This is a genomic window from Shinella agrisoli (assembly GCF_046557955.1).
GTDB lineage: Bacteria > Pseudomonadota > Alphaproteobacteria > Rhizobiales > Rhizobiaceae > Shinella.
Window position 1 is genome coordinate 29,728 of sequence record NZ_JBJIEP010000009.1, and the last position, 18,138, is coordinate 47,865.

General features: G+C 68.5%; 18 protein-coding genes. 11 read left to right on the top strand and 7 right to left on the bottom strand.

Going from position 1 to position 18,138, the window contains the following annotated elements; all coding sequences use genetic code 11:
- Position 1: 1 nt before the first annotated feature.
- Positions 2 to 1,099 carry an ABC transporter ATP-binding protein gene (locus ACIIOY_RS11440; RefSeq protein ID WP_411034793.1) on the bottom strand — a complete coding sequence of 366 codons (1,098 nt, stop codon included), beginning with the start codon at positions 1,097 to 1,099 and terminating at the stop codon, positions 2 to 4.
- 257 nt (positions 1,100 to 1,356) lie between these two features.
- Here ACIIOY_RS11440 and ACIIOY_RS11445 point away from each other — a divergent pair, with 257 nt between their 5' ends.
- From ACIIOY_RS11445 to ACIIOY_RS11465, 5 genes are all read left to right on the top strand, one after another.
- On the top strand, positions 1,357 to 2,043 hold the full coding sequence (locus tag ACIIOY_RS11445) for a GntR family transcriptional regulator (RefSeq protein ID WP_411034794.1): 687 nt from the start codon (positions 1,357 to 1,359) through the stop codon (positions 2,041 to 2,043).
- A gap of 214 nt (positions 2,044 to 2,257) precedes the next feature.
- On the top strand, positions 2,258 to 3,106 hold the full coding sequence (locus ACIIOY_RS11450) for a MetQ/NlpA family ABC transporter substrate-binding protein (protein ID WP_411034795.1): 849 nt from the start codon (positions 2,258 to 2,260) through the stop codon (positions 3,104 to 3,106).
- 86 nt (positions 3,107 to 3,192) lie between these two features.
- Complete coding sequence (locus ACIIOY_RS11455; RefSeq protein ID WP_411034796.1) at positions 3,193 to 4,260, top strand: methionine ABC transporter ATP-binding protein; 1,068 nt, start codon at positions 3,193 to 3,195, stop codon at positions 4,258 to 4,260.
- Positions 4,241 to 4,897, top strand: a complete 657-nt coding sequence (locus ACIIOY_RS11460; RefSeq protein WP_411034797.1) for a methionine ABC transporter permease — start codon at positions 4,241 to 4,243, stop codon at positions 4,895 to 4,897. The genes ACIIOY_RS11455 and ACIIOY_RS11460 overlap by 20 nt, the downstream gene beginning before the upstream one ends.
- 159 nt (positions 4,898 to 5,056) lie before the next feature.
- Positions 5,057 to 5,683, top strand: a complete 627-nt coding sequence (locus ACIIOY_RS11465; protein WP_411034798.1) for an RBBP9/YdeN family alpha/beta hydrolase — start codon at positions 5,057 to 5,059, stop codon at positions 5,681 to 5,683.
- Here ACIIOY_RS11465 and ACIIOY_RS11470 read toward each other — a convergent pair.
- On the bottom strand, positions 5,676 to 6,722 hold the full coding sequence (locus tag ACIIOY_RS11470; protein ID WP_411034799.1) for an AraC family transcriptional regulator: 1,047 nt from the start codon (positions 6,720 to 6,722) through the stop codon (positions 5,676 to 5,678). The two genes, ACIIOY_RS11465 and ACIIOY_RS11470, sit on opposite strands and share 8 nt — an antisense overlap.
- Positions 6,723 to 6,852: 130 nt before the next feature.
- Here ACIIOY_RS11470 and ACIIOY_RS11475 point away from each other — a divergent pair, with 130 nt between their 5' ends.
- The 5 genes from ACIIOY_RS11475 to ACIIOY_RS11495 are packed head-to-tail and all read left to right on the top strand — an operon-like array spanning position 6,853 to position 12,365.
- Positions 6,853 to 7,713 (top strand): sugar phosphate isomerase/epimerase family protein, encoded by an 861-nt coding sequence (locus tag ACIIOY_RS11475; protein ID WP_411034800.1) that lies wholly within the window; start codon positions 6,853 to 6,855, stop codon positions 7,711 to 7,713.
- Positions 7,710 to 9,227, top strand: a complete 1,518-nt coding sequence (locus ACIIOY_RS11480; RefSeq protein WP_411034801.1) for a sugar ABC transporter ATP-binding protein — start codon at positions 7,710 to 7,712, stop codon at positions 9,225 to 9,227. The genes ACIIOY_RS11475 and ACIIOY_RS11480 overlap by 4 nt, the downstream gene beginning before the upstream one ends.
- Positions 9,224 to 10,201 carry an ABC transporter permease gene (locus tag ACIIOY_RS11485; RefSeq protein WP_411034802.1) on the top strand — a complete coding sequence of 326 codons (978 nt, stop codon included), beginning with the start codon at positions 9,224 to 9,226 and terminating at the stop codon, positions 10,199 to 10,201. The genes ACIIOY_RS11480 and ACIIOY_RS11485 overlap by 4 nt, the downstream gene beginning before the upstream one ends.
- A complete protein-coding gene (locus ACIIOY_RS11490) occupies positions 10,198 to 11,181 on the top strand; it encodes an ABC transporter permease (protein WP_411034803.1) in 984 nt (327 codons plus the stop codon). Before ACIIOY_RS11485 ends, ACIIOY_RS11490 begins: the two co-directional genes overlap by 4 nt.
- A gap of 53 nt (positions 11,182 to 11,234) precedes the next feature.
- Positions 11,235 to 12,365, top strand: a complete 1,131-nt coding sequence (locus tag ACIIOY_RS11495) for an ABC transporter substrate-binding protein (RefSeq protein WP_411034804.1) — start codon at positions 11,235 to 11,237, stop codon at positions 12,363 to 12,365.
- A 40-nt stretch (positions 12,366 to 12,405) separates the two neighbouring features.
- On the opposite strand, the gene ACIIOY_RS11500 is transcribed toward ACIIOY_RS11495, so the two are convergent.
- The 3 genes from ACIIOY_RS11500 to ACIIOY_RS11510 all read right to left on the bottom strand — a co-directional run bounded on the left by ACIIOY_RS11500 (position 12,406) and on the right by ACIIOY_RS11510 (position 15,368).
- Positions 12,406 to 13,494, bottom strand: coding sequence for a tyrosine-type recombinase/integrase (locus ACIIOY_RS11500; RefSeq protein ID WP_411034805.1), 1,089 nt, complete (start codon positions 13,492 to 13,494; stop codon positions 12,406 to 12,408).
- An 82-nt stretch (positions 13,495 to 13,576) separates the two neighbouring features.
- Complete coding sequence (locus tag ACIIOY_RS11505; protein WP_411034806.1) at positions 13,577 to 14,998, bottom strand: MFS transporter; 1,422 nt, start codon at positions 14,996 to 14,998, stop codon at positions 13,577 to 13,579.
- A 22-nt stretch (positions 14,999 to 15,020) separates the two neighbouring features.
- The gene (locus ACIIOY_RS11510; RefSeq protein WP_411034807.1) at positions 15,021 to 15,368 is read right to left on the bottom strand and encodes a DoxX family protein; all 348 of its coding nucleotides are present in this window, start codon (positions 15,366 to 15,368) and stop codon (positions 15,021 to 15,023) included.
- A gap of 160 nt (positions 15,369 to 15,528) precedes the next feature.
- On the opposite strand from ACIIOY_RS11510, the gene ACIIOY_RS11515 reads away from it, so the two are divergent.
- Positions 15,529 to 16,128 (top strand): TetR/AcrR family transcriptional regulator, encoded by a 600-nt coding sequence (locus ACIIOY_RS11515; protein WP_411034808.1) that lies wholly within the window; start codon positions 15,529 to 15,531, stop codon positions 16,126 to 16,128.
- A 52-nt stretch (positions 16,129 to 16,180) separates the two neighbouring features.
- On the opposite strand, the gene ACIIOY_RS11520 is transcribed toward ACIIOY_RS11515, so the two are convergent.
- Together ACIIOY_RS11520 and ACIIOY_RS11525 are read right to left on the bottom strand one after the other, a co-directional pair.
- Complete coding sequence (locus ACIIOY_RS11520; RefSeq protein WP_411034809.1) at positions 16,181 to 17,284, bottom strand: M24 family metallopeptidase; 1,104 nt, start codon at positions 17,282 to 17,284, stop codon at positions 16,181 to 16,183.
- A 15-nt stretch (positions 17,285 to 17,299) separates the two neighbouring features.
- Complete coding sequence (locus ACIIOY_RS11525) at positions 17,300 to 18,112, bottom strand: aspartate/glutamate racemase family protein (RefSeq protein ID WP_411034810.1); 813 nt, start codon at positions 18,110 to 18,112, stop codon at positions 17,300 to 17,302.
- Positions 18,113 to 18,138: the final 26 nt, after the last annotated feature.

Consider the following 18,138-nt stretch of genomic DNA (forward strand, 5'->3'; position numbering starts at 1 on the left):
TCTAGTCCCTCAGGATCTGGGCGACGTCGTCGTTGATGGCGATACCGACGCGTTCCTGTTCGGAGAAGCCGCACGGGCCGCTCTTGGCGTTCTGCTGGCGCACGATGAAGGTGCCGCCGCCATCCACCTTGACGTGGAAATGATTGTCCGTGCCGAGATAGACGATGTCGTCCAGCACCCCTTCAAGCACGCCGGAGCCCGGCGGGCCGAGGCGGGCATGCTCGGGACGGATGACGATCGTGACCTTGCCGCCGGGGGTGATGTCTTCCGGATAGGTCGCGGAGATTTCCGCGCCGGAGGACAGGCGCACGCGGGCCCTGTTGCCGGCAACCGAGACGACGTCGGCCTCCAGGAAGTTCGTCTCGCCGATGAAGTCGGCGACGAAGCGCTCGGCCGGGCGGTCGTAGACGTCCCAGGGCGAGCCGACCTGGCGGACCGTGCCCGTCGACATGACGGCGATGCGGTCGGACATGGTGAGCGCTTCTTCCTGGTCGTGCGTGACGAAGACGAAGGTGATGCCGGTTTCCCATTGCAGGCGCTTCAGCTCCATCTGCATGGACTTGCGCAGCTTGAGGTCGAGCGCGGAGAGCGGCTCGTCGAGCAGCAGCACCTTGGGCCGCGGCGCAAGCGCCCGGGCGAGCGCAACGCGCTGCTGCTGGCCGCCCGAAAGCTGCGTCACCGGATTGTTGCCGCGCCCTTCGAGGTGCACGAGCTTGAGTATGTCCTTCACGACCAGGTCGATCTCCGCCTTCGGCTTGCCGAGCATCTTCAGGCCGAAACCGATGTTCTCGGCGACGGTCAGGTGCGGGAAGAGGGCGTAGTTCTGGAAGACCGTGTTGACCGGCCGCTGGTTCGGCAGGAGGCGGGAGATGTCCGTCCCGTCGAGCAGGACCCGTCCCTCGGTGGGCAGCTCGAAGCCGGCGATCATTCTGAGCAGGGTGGTCTTGCCGCAGCCCGAAGGGCCGAGAAGGGTGAAGAACTCGTTCGAGCGTATGTCCAGCGTGACGTCGTCGACGGCCTGGAAGGTGCCGAACCATTTCTTGATGCCGTGCATGCCGATGGCGCCGCCATGGGGCGCGGTCGTTCGGGTATCAGTCATCGCTTCCCCGTTCTTCGACCGGCGTCCCGAGCTTCCTCTGCCCAAACCGCCGGCTGTTTCTGTCCGGCCGCTGATCACGGCTCTTATGTGATAGGCTTGTCTTGCTTATGATCACAACAAACCATAATTTGATCAAATCTGTAAAGGGCGATTTTGGGCTTTGCGAATTTAACCGCGCTGCGTGCAGGCGCCCGTGCAATTCAGCCCAGGGACGACGAGCCGGCGCAAGACCGGGTCTGCGGAGGGAGGATTTCAGCATGCTTGTTGCGACCGGCCGGGAGGCTTCCGAATCCGCCAAGCAGTGGGTCTACCGCGTCCTGCGGCGGGGCATCATGACCGGCCAGTTCGAGCCGGGCGACCCGGTGACGATCAACGGCCTTGCCGAAGCGCTCGGCGTCAGCGCCATGCCGGTGCGCGAGGCGCTGCACCGGCTGGTCTCGGAAGGCGCGCTGGAACTGCTCGACAATCGCCGCGTGCGCGTGCCGGATCTCGATCCCCAGAGTTTCGAGGAGGTGCTGGAAGCGCGCGTCGCCCTCGAGACCCGTGCGGCCGAAAGGGCCATGCCCTTCGTCGACGACATGCGGCTCGCCCGCATGCGGGCCTTCGACCAGCAGGCCGACCAGGCATTGGCGGCCGGCGATTTCGGGCGGCTGGTCGAGGCCAATTTCGACTTCCACCGTTGTCTTTACGAGGCGCGGCCAGGCACCGTCATGCTGCCGCTCATCGAATCCCTGTGGCTGCGGCTCGGCCCCTTCATGCGCCGGGCCGGCGAGACCTTGTCGGAGACCTATCAGGTCGATCGCCATGCCGAGGCGCTGGCCGCCATCCTCAAGCGGGACGCCGAAGCGCTGAAGGCCGCCATCGCCGCCGACATCCGCGATGGCGCCGGCCATCTCGGCCGCGGGCATTTCGAGCGCGTCGCCGCGCTCGGCAGGACGGGCTGAGCGGGCGGCGTTCCGCGGCGACGCGGGTATGCGTATAATCCATAAAAGCGATGGAAAATATTTCCGCCCGGTGCCTGCGCGATAGAGGGAAAGTTCCCGTTCTTCCTGCCCAATAAATCGCCATTCGTTGTCCGGAAAAGCGGCATTTGCGATTTTGCTTTCAGAAACAACGGTGTTTCGCAGTCGATCCTCCCAATCGCGAAAGCAGGCCAGAATGTCGAAAATCAGCAAAACCCTCCTCGAAACGACGCTCCTCACCCGGCGGTCCGCGCTCGCGGCATTCGCGGTGGCTGCGGTCGCCCTTTCCGCGTTCCCCGCGCCGGGGCCGGCCCTTGCCGAAGACAAGAAGGAACTGAAGGTCGGCATCATCTCCGGCGAGGACGAGGACGTCTGGCGCGTGGTGACCTCCGAGGCCGCCAAGAACGGCCTCACCATCGAGACCGTCGTCTTCAACGACTACACCCAGCCGAACGAGGCGCTGGCGCGCGGCGAGATCGACGCAAACGCCTTCCAGCACCTTCCCTACCTGGAAAACCAGGTGAAGACGCACGGCTACAAGATCGTTCCGGTCGGCTATACCGCCGTCTGGCCGATCGGCCTCTACTCGAAGAAGCACGCCAAGGTCGCCGACCTGCCGGACGGCGCCGTGATCGGCGTGCCGAACGATCCGTCGAACGAGGGCCGCGCGCTGCGCGTGCTCGAGAACGAGGGCCTGATCAAGCTGAAGGAAGGCACCGGCATTCTCGCGACCATCGCCGACATCGCCGAGAACCCGAAGAACATCGAGATCAAGGAACTCGACGCCGGCATCGTCGGCCGCTCGGTGGACGACCTCGATGCGGCCATCGTCAACACGGACTGGGCGCTGAAGAGCAGCCTCACCCCGGAAAACCGGATCGCGCAGGAGCCGGTCGAAGACAATCCGTACCGCAACTTCATCGCGGTGCGCGAGGAATCGAAGGACGAGCCCTGGGTCAAGCCGCTCGTCGCGGCCTACCAGAACGATGCCGTGAAGGCTGAATTCGACCGCGTCTACAAGGGTACGGGCATCAGCGCCTATTAATGAGGCATGCAACGATCGATCGGGACAGCCCGCGACGCGCTTCCGGCCGTCGCGGGCTGTCTTTCCGTTTCCGGAAGGAAGACTGAATGAACAAGCATGTAACCTGGAGGCCGGCGGCGACGGATGCCGGACAGGATGTCATCCGCCTTGCCGATGTGCGCCGGCGCTTCGGCGAGACGGCGGCGCTGGACGGGGTCTCGCTCGATGTGCGCCGCGGCGAGATCCTCGGCATCATCGGGCGAAGCGGCGCCGGCAAGTCGACGCTGATCCGCTGCCTCAACGGGCTGGAACGGCCGGACAGCGGCAGGATCGAGATCGAGGGGCGCGAGATCACTGGGCTCGGCGAAGCCGAACTGCAGCCGCTGCGCCGCCGCATCGGCATGATCTTCCAGCATTTCAACCTGCTCTCCGCCAAGACGGTGGAGGAGAATGTCGCGCTGCCGCTGAAGATCGAGGGCTGGTCGAAGGAAAAGCGTCTTGCGCGGGCCGCGGAGCTGCTCGACCTCGTCGGCCTTTCCGGCAAGGCGAAGGCCTATCCGTCCGAGCTTTCCGGCGGCCAGAAGCAGCGCGTCGGCATTGCCCGCGCGCTTGCCGCGCGCCCGGCGCTGCTGCTTTCCGACGAGGCGACCTCCGCGCTCGACCCGGAAACGACCCGCGCGATCCTGGCGCTGCTGAAGGACATCAACCGCAAGCTCGGCCTCACCATCCTGCTCATCACCCACGAGATGGAGGTGGTGCGCACCATCGCCGATCGCGTGACGGTGCTCGACGCCGGCCGCGTGGTGGAGGAGGGGCCGGTCTGGCAGGTCTTCTCGCAGCCCCAGGCGGAAACGACGAAGAGCCTGCTCAGCGGCATCCGCCCGCAGCTTCCGGCCCATATCGCGGAGCGGCTTTCGGCGGATGTGGCCGGCGAGGCGGTACTCGGCATAGACATAGCCGGTCCCGCGGCGACGGGGCCGCTGTTCCAGGAGCTTTCCGCCGCGTTTCCGGCAGGCTATCGCCTGATCCACGGCGGCGTCGACCATATCCAGGAGCAGGCTGTCGGCCGCTTCTTCCTTGCGGTGCTGGTCGATGACGCGGCGCGCTTCGTTTCGTTCGCAGAGCGCCTCGGCGCGCAGGTGGAGGTCCTCGGCCATGTCGCCGGTCATGCTTGAGCTTCTTCTTCGCTCGCTTTGGGAAACCGTGCTGATGACGGCCGCCTCCGGCATCATCTCGCTCGTCTTCGGCCTGCCGCTCGGCCTTGCGCTGGTGGCGACCGCCCGCGGCGGCATCGCGGAAAACCTCTGGGTCAACCGGGTGCTCGGCGCCGTGATCAACGGCTTCCGCTCCGTGCCCTTCATCATCCTGCTCGTCGCGCTCATCCCGGTCACGCGCCTCATCGTCGGCACGTCGATCGGCACCTGGGCGGCGATCGTGCCGTTGTCGATCGCGGCGACGCCCTATTACGCCCGCATCGCCGAGGTGTCGCTGCGGGAGGTGGACCGCGGCCTCATCGAGGCCGTGCGCGCCATGGGCGGCAACCGCTGGACGATCGTGCGCGAGGTGCTGATCCCCGAGGCGCTGCCGGGCATCGTCGCGGGCTTCACCGTGACGCTGGTGACGCTGATCGGCGCGTCCGCCATGGCCGGCGCGATCGGCGCGGGCGGGCTCGGCGACCTTGCCATCCGCTACGGCTACCAGCGCTTCGAGACGGCGGTGATGGTGGCGGTCGTCGCCGTGCTCATCGTGCTCGTCTGCGGCATCCAGTGGCTCGGCGACCGGCTCGTCGCGCGGCTCGACCATCGCGGATAGAGGCATCGGGCGGCTGGCCCGCCCGATGCCCCGCATCCCGGCCTGCGATGCAAAGAATTTTTATGGATTTTGAAGACTGTAGCAGCGTCTTCCTTACGATTCCGGCCCGGCGCGCGCATCATCCGGGGCATATCCGGTTTGCGAAGGAAGGCCGCCGCCATGCCGTCAATCGATATACCCGTCGACACGCTCATCCTGCCGGGCCTCAACGGCTCGCCGGAAGCCCATTGGCAGCGCCACTGGGCGCGCGACAATCCGGAAAGCCGCGTCGTCGAGCAATATGACTGGACCTGCCCCGAGCGCGAGCTCTGGCTTGCGCAGCTGGAGCGGCAGGTCGACATGATCGGCAGGGGCGTCTGGCTCGTCGGCCACAGCCTCGGCTGCGTGCTGGCGGCGCATTTCGCCGAGAGCCGGCTCGCCGCGCGCATCCGCGGCGCCCTGCTCGTCGCGCCCTGCGATCTCGACGCGACGGAGAACCTGCATCCCTGTATCGTCAAGTTCGGGGCCATGCCGTTGAAGCGCCTGCCGTTTCCCTCGCTCGTCGTCGGCAGCCTCAACGATCCCTACATGCCCGTCGACCGGCTGCGGCGGACGGCGCGCGCCTGGGGCAGCGACCTCGTCGACATCGGCGAGGCGGGCCATATCAATGTCGCAAGCGGCTTCGGCCGCTGGCCGGCCGGCTACGACTTCCTTGAGCTCCTGAAGGAGCGCACGGCCCTCGGCCCGGCGCAGGACGGCCGCATCTTCACCGCCGCCCTCGCCGGCGGCGGGCTGGCCCTCAACTGAATGTCGCCGCCGCGCGTTCGGGGCAGCGGCGGCTGCTCGGCGGATATCCGTACCGCTTCTTGAACGCGTTGGAGAAATACTGGCTGGAGTTGAAGCCGCAGCTGAGCGCGATCTCGGTGACGCTGGCGCTGCGCGGCTCCTGGAGGAGGCGCGAGGCCTCTTCCAGGCGCAGGTGCTGGAGATACTGGCGCGGCGCCATGTTGGTGAGCTTCTTGCAATAGTCGGAGAAGCGGGTGCGCGAGAGTCCGCATTCCTCCGCCATGCCTTCGAGGGACCAGTCCTCCTCCAGCGCGTAGGCGAGCCGGCGCAGGAAGATCGCGACGGTGTGCTGCGAGGTGGAGAGGTCCGGATCGAGCGTCGGAACCTGTTCGCTCATGCGGTCGATCAGGCTGAGCATCACGGCGTTGATCGCCACCTTCAGGCGCGTCTCACCGTCCTGCGGGCTGCGGTCGAGCAGGATGGAGGGGATCGCCTCGAAGGCGCGGCAGAGCTCGGCGCCGCCGTCCCAGACCGGCTGGTTGTTCTGCGTCAGGATATCCCCGAGCCGCGCCGCCTCGTCCTTGGAGAAGACGAGCCAGTCCGGCCAGTCCGGCGTCTCGCTCGGCCGGCGCAGGCCCGCATCGAGGATGATCCAGAGCAGCCGGCTCGGGCCGACATTGGGACTGCCGATCGAGTGGAGCTGCCAGGGGCGGATGACGATGAACTGGCCCTGCTTCAGCGCGTAGGTCTTCTCGTCCACCGCAAGGTCGAGGCTGCCGCGGGCGAGATAGGCGATCTTGAAGCCCTCGTTGCAGTGCCGGCCGAGCCCCCAGGACTGGCCGTGGCGCGCGTCCCAGAAGCCGACGGTGCGGATGCCCGGCAGGCGCTCGCCGAGCGAAATGCCGGGATAGCTGCCGCGCGTCCAGGCGTGGAGCTCCACCTCGCCCCGCCTCGCGGCGGCCTGCAATTCCTTGCAATTGTCCGCATACATCACCGAATCGGGCTGGCGGAAAACCGAGGGCCGGCAGCCGGCCGGGGAAATCACCGCATGTCTGTTCACTTTGCGCCTCCCAACACAACGACTTAAGAAATTTACCACTGTTGTCGTCCGCAAGAATTGCCGAGTCAAGCCTGCCATTGTGCCTGCGTCGCGGTCGGCCCCGGAAGTGGCCGGCGCAGGGAGGACGTTCGTGAAGGTCGCATTCAATCTGCTCGTCATCGGCGCGGACATCGGCACGCAGCATGCGCGCCAGCTCGAACGGCTGAAGGCGCTCGGTTATGACGCCGTGGAGGTCCCGGTCTTTTCCGGCACGCCGGAGCACTATGCGGCCCTCGGCCGGCTGCTTTCCGGCATCGGCCTTTCGGCGGGAGCGGCCGCCGTCGCCACGCCCGAGGCGAACCCGGTCAGCCCCGACCCCGCGATACGCGCAAGGGCGCGCGACCATCACCGCTGGATCGTCGACTGCACGGCGGCGATGGGCGGCGAGATCATCGCCGGCCCGATCCATTCGCCCGTCGGCGTCTTCACCGGCTTCGGGCCGACCGGCGAGGAGTTCGGCCGGTGCGTCGAGGCCATGCACGCGATCGCGGACTACGCGGCGCCGGCCGGCATCCGCATCTCGGCGGAGGCCGTCAACCGCTTCGAATGCTACATGATGTCGACCATCGCGCAGGCCTCGGCCATTTACCGCGCCGTCGACCACCCCAATTACGGCTACATGTTCGACACGTTCCACGCCAATATCGAGGAAAAGGACCCGCCGGCGACCTATGAGCGCTATCACGGCGAGATCAACCATTTCCATGTCTCGGAGAACGACCGCGGCGTGCCGGGCTCCGGCCACGTGCCCTTCGCGGCGCATTTCGATGCGCTGCGCCGCTGCGGCTACGACGGCTGGCTGACGGTGGAGTCCTTCGGCCGCGCCCTGCCGGAGCTCGCCGGCGCCACCCGCGTCTGGCGCGACCTGTTCGACGACCTCGACAGCCTCTTTGCCGAGAGCGTCGCCTTCATCCGCCGCGAATGGGCGGCGGCCGGAGAGCGGCTGGCATGACGGCCGTTCCCGCCCTCAGCATGTCCGGCATCAGCAAGGCCTTTCCGGGCGTGCGCGCGCTCGACGGCGTCGATTTCGACTGCCTGCCCGGCGAGGTCCACGCGATCTGCGGCGAGAACGGCGCGGGCAAGTCGACGCTGATGAAGATCCTCGGCGGCAGCTATAGGCCGGATGCCGGCGACATCCGCCTTGCCGGGGAGACGGTGCACTTCACCCATCCGCGGCAGGCGGCCGAGGCGGGCATCTCGATCATTCACCAGGAACTGAGCCTGCTGCCGCACAGGACCGTGGCGGAAAACATCTTCATGGGCCGCGAGATCGCCCGGCGCGGCATCCTCGACAGGACGGCGATGCGCAAGAAGGCGGCCGCGCTCCTGCGCCGCATCGGCGCCGAGATCGATCCGCAGGCGCTCGTCTCCTCGCTCTCCATCGCCATGCAGCAGCTCGTCGAGATCGCCAAGGCGCTCCTTCTCGACGCGCGCATCCTCGTCATGGACGAGCCGACCGCGGCGCTCGACGAACGCGACAGCCGCACGCTCCTCTCGCTGGTGCAGGGCCTCAGGAACGAGGGCGTCTCGATCGTCTACATCTCCCACCGCATGCCCGAGGTGACGGCGATCGCCGACCGGATCACCGTCCTCAAGGACGGCAAGAGGATCTGGACGCGGCCGCGCGATGCCGCGCCCATCGGCGAGATCGTTCGGGCCATGGTCGGCCGCGACCTCAAGGACTTCTATCCGCCTCCGCCGTCCTCGGCGCCGGGCGAGGTCCTGCTCGACGTGCGGGGCGGGGGGAATGCGGCGGTGCGCGACATCGCCTTCGACGTCCGTGCCGGTGAGATCGTCGGCATCGCGGGCCTGGAGGATTCCGGCAAGGGAGCACTGGCGCAGGCGCTCGTCGGCGATGCGCCGTTCTCCGAAGGCACGGTCACGCTCCGCGGCAGGCCCGCCGCCCTGCGCTCGCCCCGGCAGGCGACGGCGGCCGGCATCGGCTACCTGCCGGGAGACCGCAAGCGCGAGGGCCTGGCGCTGCGCCAGTCCGTACGCGACAACGCGCTGCTGACGCTGCGCGCCATGGCCGGCCTTTTCTCCCGGCCGCGGGCCGGCGCCTTCGCCGGCGATGCCATCGACGAAAGGCTGCGCGCGATGGACGTGCGCGCGGCGGATTTCGGGCAGGAGGTCGGCACGCTTTCCGGCGGCAACCAGCAGAAGGCAATCATCGTGCGCTGGCTGGCGCAGGCGTCCGACATCCTCGTCTTCGTCGAGCCGACGCGCGGCATCGACATCGCCGCCAAGGCCGCGATCTACGAGACGATGCGCCGCTTTGCCGATTCCGGCCGCGGCATCGTCGTGGTGTCTTCCGACATGCCCGAACTGATCGGCGTCGCCGACCGCATCCTCGTCATGCACCAGGGCCGCATCTCCGGCGAACTGCCGAGAGGCGCGGGCGAAGAGGATATCATGCATCTCGCCCTCGGCCTTCCGGGCGCGCCGCAAGAGGAGGCCGGCGCATGACGACGGACATCGTGAAGCCGAAGCCGGCCGCTGCGGGCCTGCCCATCGCCGTCCTGCTTGCGGGGCTTTCCATCGCGTTCTTCGTCGTGATCGCGCTTGCGACCGGCGAGGTGGCGCAGCTGAGCGGACAGGGCGTCGCCGGCCTCATCCAGCGCATGGTCGCCCTCGGGCTCGTGGCGCTCGGCCAGACCTTCGTGATCCTCGTCGGCTCGATCGACCTTTCGGTCGCGGCCCTCATCAGCGCCGTCGCGGTGCTGGCGTCCCACATCATGCAGGGCGATGCGGCCATGATCGCGCCCGCCGTGCTCGCGTGCCTCGGCCTCTGCCTTGCGGTCGGCCTCGTCAACGGCACCCTCGTCGCCTATGGCGGCATCAACCCCCTGATCGCCACACTCGGCACGGGGCTGATCATCCAGGGCGTGCTCGCCGCGTCGTTCGGGGCCTTGCAGGGCGCGGTCGCGCGTGAATTCCAGGTCATCGCCTATGGCGGCGTGCTGGGCGTGCCCTATTCGATCCTGCTGCTTGCCCTCCTGTCGCTCGCCGCGGCCTTCGTGCTCGGCCGCACCCTGTTCGGCGCGCGCATCTATGCGGTCGGCGGCAATCCCGACGGGGCCCGGCTCGCCGGCATCCGCACGGAAAGGGTCGTCCTGTCCGCCCATGTGGTCGCGAGCCTCTTCGCCGGCGCGTCGGGGCTCTATCTCGCCGCGCGGCTGCAATCCGGCACGCCCTGGATCGGCCGCGACGGGATCTACGACCTCGAATCCATCGCCGTCACGGTCATCGGCGGCACGATCCTCGCCGGCGGCAAGGGCGGCGTGGCGGGCACGCTTGCGGGCGTCCTGCTCTTCGCCAGCCTCGACGCGGGCTTCAACATGCTCGGCATCGACGCCTTCCTGAAGCAGGTGCTGCGCGGCGCCATCGTGATCGCCGCCGTCGCCGTCCACGCCGTCCGCTACAAGGGGCACGTCGCATGAGCACCGTTCCGCAGGGGTCTGCCGCCATCCGCCGCTCCGCCGGGATCGCCGTCAATGCCGGCCTCGTCATCTTCGTGGCCCTCTACGCGGCGATCGCCGTCCTCCAGCCCAACTATCTGGAGCCCGGCCTCTTCATGAACTTCCTGCGGCGCGCCGCGCCGCTGATCATCCTCGCCTGCGGGCAGCTCTACGTCATCCTGACGGGCGGCTTCGACCTGTCGATGGGGGCGGTCGCGACCCTGGCGGTGCTGGCCGCGTCGATCCTGATCAACGGCGATCCGGACGCCACCTGGGCCGTCATCGGCGCGCTCTACGTGATGGGCATCGCCGTCGGCCTCGTGAACGGTCTCGTCGTCGCCTTCCTCAAGGTGCCCTCGATCATCGCGACGCTCGGCGCGATGCTGTCCGTCAACGGGCTGGCGCTCGCCTGGTCGGGCGGGGCGGCGCGCGGCGACCTGCCGGAGAATTTCCGCAATCTCGGCCGCCTCGTCTGGCGCGATGTGCCCCTCGTCGGAACGCTGCCGCTCGCGGTGCTCGTGCTCGCCGGCTTCGTCGCGCTTGCCTGGTGGGGGCTGAACGGCACGCTCTACGGCAAGCGGGCGCTCGCCGTCGGCGATAACCCCCGAGCAGCCGAGCTTGCCGGAACGCCGGTCGCGGCGACGCGCATCCTCGCCTTCGTGGTGTCGGCGGTCTCCGCGGTGACGGCCGGCATCCTGCTCGGCGGCTTTTCCGGCGTCTCCGTCAATGCCGGGGAGGGGCTGGAGCTCCAGGCGATCGCCGCCTGCGTCATCGGCGGCGCTCAGCTCCTCGGCGGGCGCGGCTCGATCTGGAGCGCGGTCTTCGGCGCGCTCAGCCTCTTTGCGCTCTTCACCCTGCTCAACCTCCTGGGCCTGCCGCAGGCGCTGCGCGACAGCATCCAGGGGGTGATCCTGATCGCCGCGGTCGGCGCCAGCCTGTGGCGCGGCCGCCGGCGGACCTGAAAGACCATTCGACATCAACCGCCGGCAGAGCCGGCCTTCCGGAGGAGGAAAACATGAAATCGAGGACACTTCTGGCGACGACCGTGGCGCTCACGTTCGCCGGCCACGCGCTGGCGCAGGACTTCAACGATCCGGCCGAGTTCAAGAAGCAGCGCGAGCAGCTGTCGATGACGCCGCAGGGGCCGGAGGGCCAGCCGTGGGCACAGCACCTCGGCGACGGCATGGTCGACACGGCCAAGTACAAGAAGGAGGGCCCGGTCACCCTCTGCTTCTCCAATGCCGGCGTCTTCAATCCCTGGCGCGTGGTCGGCCTCAACAACCTCAACGCCGAGGCCGAGCTGCACAAGGACCGCATCAAGGAGCTCATCGTCGTCGATGCCGAGGGCAAGGACGACAAGCAGATCTCCGACATCGAGGCGCTCGTCAGCGGCGGCAAATGCGATGCGCTGATCGTCTCGCCCAACACGACGGCGGCGCTCACCCCGGCGGTCGAGGCGGCCTGCGGCAAGCTTCCGGTCATCGTCTTCGACCGCGGCGTCAACACGCAATGCCCGGTCACCTACATCCACCCGGTCGGCGGCTACGGCTTCGGCATCACCTCCGGCGAGTTCATCGCCGGCAAGCTGAAGAAAGGCGACAACGTGCTGGCGCTGCGCATCATGCCCGGCGTCGACGTGCTGGAGACACGCTATTCGGCGGCCAAGACCATCTTCGACGAGGCCGGCATCAACGTGGTCGGCTCGGAATTCACCGGCAGCGACCGGGCGAAGACCAAGTCCATCGTCGAGGATTACATCAACCGCGGCGAGAAGATCGATGCGGTCTGGATGGATGCCGGCGACACCGCGACGGCGGCGCTCGAAGCGTTCGAGGACGCGGGCCTGCCCTATCCGGTGATCAGCGGCGAGGACCAGCAGGACTTCCTGCGCAAGTGGCAGTCGGAAAAGCTGACGGCGATCGGCCCGTCCTACCCGACCTACCAGTGGCGCACGGCCGTCATCGCCGCCCTCGACGTGCTGGACGGCAAGGAGGTCCCCGGCCCCGAATGGGTGTTGCCGCAGCCGGCGATCACCGAGGACGTGCTTGCCGACTATGTCGACGAGCGCATGCCGCCGCTGCACTACAGCCTGTGCGGCTGCCAGGAACTGCCGGGCTATCCGGAACGCTGGGGCGGCAAGAAGTAGGCCGCGCAACGGAGGGGGCGGGTTCCGCCCCCTTTCCGTCTCAGAGCCCGGCCGCCTTCGTCATGTTGACGCGGAACCGGTCCCTGCGGCGCTGGTAGCGGCGGGTCATCTCGGCCGAGGCGTGGCCGAGCTGCTTCTGGACGTAGCGCTCGTCGACCTCGGCGGAGGAGGCGAGGCCCGCGCGCAGGGAATGGCCTGCGAACTTGCTTGCCCGCTCGGCGTCGGACAATTCGCCCCGCACGCCTGCGGCAAGCGCCGTCTTCTTGACGAGGCGCGCCACCTCCCTGTCGTTGAGCCGGTCCGCTCCGACGTTCCTGCCCTTTCCAGTCACGCGGCGGAAGAGCGGGCCTCTGGCGATCCTGGCGAATCTCAGCCAGGTCTCCAGTGCGGCGACCGGGCAGGTGGCATCGGACGAGCCGCGGCCGATCTCCACCTCGCGCCAGCCGGTCTTGCCGCGCAGCGTCACCAGCGCCCCCTTGTCGAAGATCTCGATCCAGCCGCGGCCGTCTTCGGTCTGATCGCGGCCGAGGTCGAGCCCGACGATCTCCGAGCGGCGGAGGCCGCCGGCAAAGCCGACGAGCAGCATGGCGCGGTCCCTCATGCCGCGCAGCGTGCCGCGGTCGAGGGTTTCCAGCATGGCGATCAGGTCTTCGGGAAGGATCGCCTCCTTCTGCCGCGGCGGGGCGGCGTGCCGGTTGCGGATGCCGGCGAGCACGGTGGCGATATGGCGGTCCTTCCGGTCGAGCGGCATGCCCCGCTGGGCGCAGTTCCAGCCGATGGCCGACAGGCGCCGCTCGATGGTCGAGACGGTGTTCGGCTTGCCGCCGCGCATCGCCGTGCCGGAGGCGCAGGCCGTGATGTAGAGGCCGACCACCTGGGGATCTGGCGGGAGCGGCGAAAGTCCCTGCCGCCGGCACCAGGCGGCAAAATGCTTCCAGTCCGCCGCATAGGCCCGCCGCGTATTGGCCGCGCTCGACGCCTCGACATAGAAGCGGGCGCGGTCGGTGAGGTCCTGAAGGTGGCCCGTGAGGGGAGGCGGCGCGGGTGCGGCGACAGCCCGCGCGGGATCGTCTTGCGGCGGTGCGGCTTGGTCGCGGTCGTCCGGGCTGTGCGGGGTGATTCTGGCCATGCCCCATATTGGACGACGGCACGGGGCATGGCGAGGGCCGAATGCGCCGGCGGGAATGCCGGCGCATTCGGCGGGCGCTCACCTATCGTCTCGTGGCCACGCCGGCCGTGAGGACGCCGAGCAGCGTCAGGAGCGCGATGCCGAGGATGACATAGCGCGCGGCGTCGACGCCGGATTGCCCGCCCGCCGCCATCAGCGTGCCGGCAAGGGCGGAGGTGACGGAAAAGGCGATGAGCTGGGTGGTGGTGATCGCGGCCGCAGCCTTGCCGCCTTCGGCCGGATCGCTGGCGCTGCTCATGGCGGCAACGCCGAGCAGCGGCCAGGCGAGGCCGATCCCCGCGCCGGCGAGCGCGAGCACCGCGGCCCAAAGGCCCACCATGGCCGGACCGGCGCCTTCGGCCTGCAGCAGGCCGTAGGCGATGAGGCCGGCCGTCAGCAACAGCGGTCCGAGGCGAACGGCGCGCCGCCGGGCGGCCTCGGACGAGACGGAGACGACGAAGAGCTGTGCGACGACCCAGGCGAGCGAGAGCACGGCGCCGAGCAGCCCGGCGATGAGCGGGCTCGCGCCGGCGAGCTGCTGGGCGAAGAGCGGTATGAAGGTCTCGACCATGACGCCCGCGCTCAGGGCGGCGACCGTCAGGTAGACCCACTTCAGCGAATTTCCGCGCCGGTAGGTGATGCGCGGGAGAATTGTGTCGTGCGCGCGCCGCTCGACGGCGACGAAGAGCCCGAGCAGCACGAGGCCGGTGCCGATCATCGCCAGCGTGGGCCAGCCGATCGGGACGAGGGCGCTGAGGCTGATGGCGACCGCCGCGAGCACCAGTGGGATGAGGGAGGCCACGGGCACCGGCGTGCGGCGTCCGGAACCGGCCGTGCCGGCGAAGGCGCGCTGCGCGACGATGGCGAAGAGCAGGGCGACGGCGGCAAGCGCGCCATAGGCCCAGCGCCAGAGGCCGAGCTCGGCGAACAGGCCGCCGAGTGCCGGCCCGAACAGGGTGCCGACGCCCCACATGGCCGAAACCGCGCCGGTGGCCCGCGCCCAGTGCCGCTCGGGCAGCGCCGTGCGGATGACCGCATAGCCGAGCCCGGCCAGCAGGCCGCCGCCAAGGCCCTGGACCACGCGGCCGAGGATGAGCGGCTCCATGGCCGGGCTGGCGGCGTTGCCCGCCGCGCCGAGCGCGAAGACGAGGAAGCCCAGCACATAGGCGGCGCCCGCGCCCTTCCATTCCAGCATGCGGCTGACGAACAGCGAGGCGACGATAGCGGCGATGACGAAGGACGTCGTCACCCAGGCGTAATACTGCCGGCCGCCGATCTCCGCGACGATGGAGGGCATCAGGGCGGCGGTGAAGTAGAGGTTCATGGCATAGAGCAGGACGCCGCTCGCCAGGACGCAGACGATGGCGAGATGGCGGCCCGACAGGAGGTCCGGCCAGGTGTCCGGATGGGCTATGGGCGCGTTCGGGTGATCGGCCGGGCGGGCCGATGTCAGCGGTTCTTTCATGGCAGTGCTCCGTGGGAGAGGATCAGGCGGTCGCGCGGCGCGCGGCAAGGGCCAGAACGACGAGCGAAACGAGGAGGACGGCAACGGGCGCGGCGGTATGCGCATAGTCGCGGTTCACGAGCGTGGTGGCGGTCGCCGCCGCCATGATCGCGGCCCCGAGCCCGGCGCCATAGGGACGCGACGGCCCGCGGACCAGCAGCACGGCGGCCGTCAATTCGAGGGCGGCGGTGAGATAGGGGAACCAGTCCGGATAGCCCCAGCGCCGATAGGCGGCTGCGTATTCGGGGGAGATGAAGGCGTTTCCATAGGCACCGAACAGGAAGAACGCGGCCAGGGGCCAGGCCAGGATGGCGGATGGGGAGAGGCGCATTTGGATCGTGACGCTCCGTTTTTTCGGCAAGGCGGCCCCTTCCGGCCGGCACGATGCTGGACGGGAAGGGCGTTTCGCCATAGATTGAGTGATCATTCTAATAATGATCCGGTCGCCGTCAAGATAGATAGAGCGATCATTCTATTATTTTGGAGGTCCCTTGGCCCGCAAGCTTGTCCCCGAGCAGCACGAAGGAAAACGGCACGAGATCCTGGAGGCCGCGCACCGCTGCTTCCTGCGGCACGGGCTGCAGGGCGCGTCGATCTCGATCATCTGCAAGGAAGCGGGCATCAGCCCCGGCCACCTCTACCACTACTTTCCGAGCAAGGAGGCGATCGTCGAGCAGATGGCGGACGAATACCTTGCCAGGCTGCACACCTATTTCGGCCGGCAGCAGGGAACCGACGACGTCGCGACGGTCCTCCTGTCGGAGATATGGAACATGGAGGGCTGGGACGATGCCGCCCATTGCCGCATCCTGTTCGAGCTTCTGGCGGAGGCGGGACGAAACGAAAGGATCCGCGATATCCTGGCCCGCAACACCGACGGCGTGCGCCGCCTGCTGGCGGGGACGCTGAAGGCGGGGCAGGCGCGCGGCGAGGTCGATCCCGGCCTCGATCCGGAGCACACGAGCGCGGTGCTGATCGCGATCGTCGATGCCGCCCCCATGCTGCCGCTGATGGTTCCCGGCATCCGGTTCGAGGAGAGCCGCAAGCTCATCACGACGATGATCCGGCGGTTCCTGAAACCCGAAGGATAGGCCCCGAGCCTTCTCCTCCCGCGAGAGGAGAAGGCGTCTCCGAGGACATGCCTCAGGCCGGCGCGACGTGGACGGAACGCGGCAGCGAGGAGAGGATCTCCGGGCCGTCCTCGCGCAGGATGACGATGTCCTCCAGGCGGATGCCGAAGCGGCCGGGCAGGTAGATGCCGGGCTCGATGGAGAAGACCATGCCTTCCTCCAGCACCGTGTCGGAGGTAGCGGTGATATAGGGCGGCTCGTGGCCGTCGATGCCCATGCCGTGGCCGGTGCGGTGCACGAAGTATTCGCCGTAGCCGGCATCCGCGATGACCCTGCGGGCGGCCGCGTCGACCTCGCGGGCGGGAACGCCGGGACGGGCCGCCCTCAGCGCCGCCTGCACGGCCTTTTCCACGATGGCGTGGATCTCGCCGTAGCCCTCCGGCGGCACGCCGACGACGGCCATGCGGGTGATGTCGGAGGGAAAGCCCTGCTTGCGCCCGCCGATGTCGATCACCACCGCGTCGCCTTCCTTGATGACGCGGTCGCTCGCCGAATGGTGCGGGAAGGCGCCGTTGCCGCCGGCGCCGACGATCCAGAACTGCGGCGAAGCGCCCTCGGAGGAGAAGTGCGCGCGGATCTTCGCGGCGAGCTCCTTCTCCGTCATGCCCGGCCGGATGGCGGCAAAGGCCGCCTGCATGGCGCGGTCCGCGATGCCGGCATTCATCTTCAGCTTTGCATATTCGCCGGCGTCCTTGCGCATGCGCAGGCCCCCGAGCGTCGCCGGCGTGAAGTCGCGGCGCGTCCCGGCGGGCAGCGCATCAATGAGCAGCAGGGCGAAGTCGGCACGCATGGTCTCGTCGAGCGCGACGAGGCCGGGCGCCTGCGCGCCGATCGCCGAAAGCGCCGCGCGAAGGGCCGCGTCCGGGCCGTCCTCGTCCGCCCAGGTGTGGAAGGCGATGTCGGTGAACTCGCGGCTTCCCTCCGCGTTCAGCGCCGGCATCAGGAAGGCTTCGCGTTCCGGGCCGATCAGCAGCAGGCAGGGCCGCTCGTCGGGATGCGGATGGAAACCCAGCACCCAGTCCATGTGGGAGCCGGGCGCGACGGCGACGAGGCCGGTGCCGGTCTCGGCCATGCGCCGGCGCAGGGCCTTCAGGCGATTGGCGGTCTGTTCGTTCATGGTTCTCGTCCTCGTTCAGGCGGCGGGAAGGACGATGCGGCTGCCGAAGACCGGCCCGTCGTCCGCAAAGGCGTTGAAGGCGGAAAGCTCGGCTTCGGAGGGCGCTTCGCAGGAGCCCTTCCGGCTCGGCACCCAGCCGCACTGGCGCTTGAGAAGCGCGGCATATTCCGCGCGCTTCAGGGCGGCGATGGAGGGGTCGATGACAGGGACGCCGAGCTCCTTCTCGATCTCCCTGTAGAAGCCGATCTCCATCGTGCAGCCGAGGATGAGCGCTTCCGCGCCGCCTTCCTCCACGGCCTTGCGTCCGGCGGCGAGCAGCCGGCGGTTGGTCTCCGCGTGGTCCTTCTGGAAGTCGTCGACGCCGAGGCCGACGTCGTAGAAGCCGGCGAGGCGTCCGGCGTGACCGTATTCATGCACGGTCGACTGCATCTGGTGAACCCATTTGCGCCGGCCGACGATGATGCCGAAGCGGTTTGCGAGGCTCGCGGCGACCTCGCAGGAGGCGATGCAGGGAGCGGTGACGACCATCGCGCCGGAAATCTCCCGCGCATCGTGCAGCGCCGTGTCGTAGAAGCAGCCGATGGCGAGCGCGTCGAACCCTTCCAGCGCAGCGGTGCGCACCGCGCGCATGATGCCGCGGGTCACCAGCGCCTCGTAGGTGCGGAACTCGATATGGGAGAAGCCGTAGCGGGCCTTCGGCAGCGCCGCCACATGCACTTCCGTGCCGGGCAGCTTGTGGTCGCGCGCCATGGCGGCGAAGATCGCGTCGACGCCTTCGTTGTCGGCGACGGGATTGAGATACATGATCTTGAGCGGTTGCGTGCCCATGCGTGTCCTCCGTTGGTTTCCTTGCG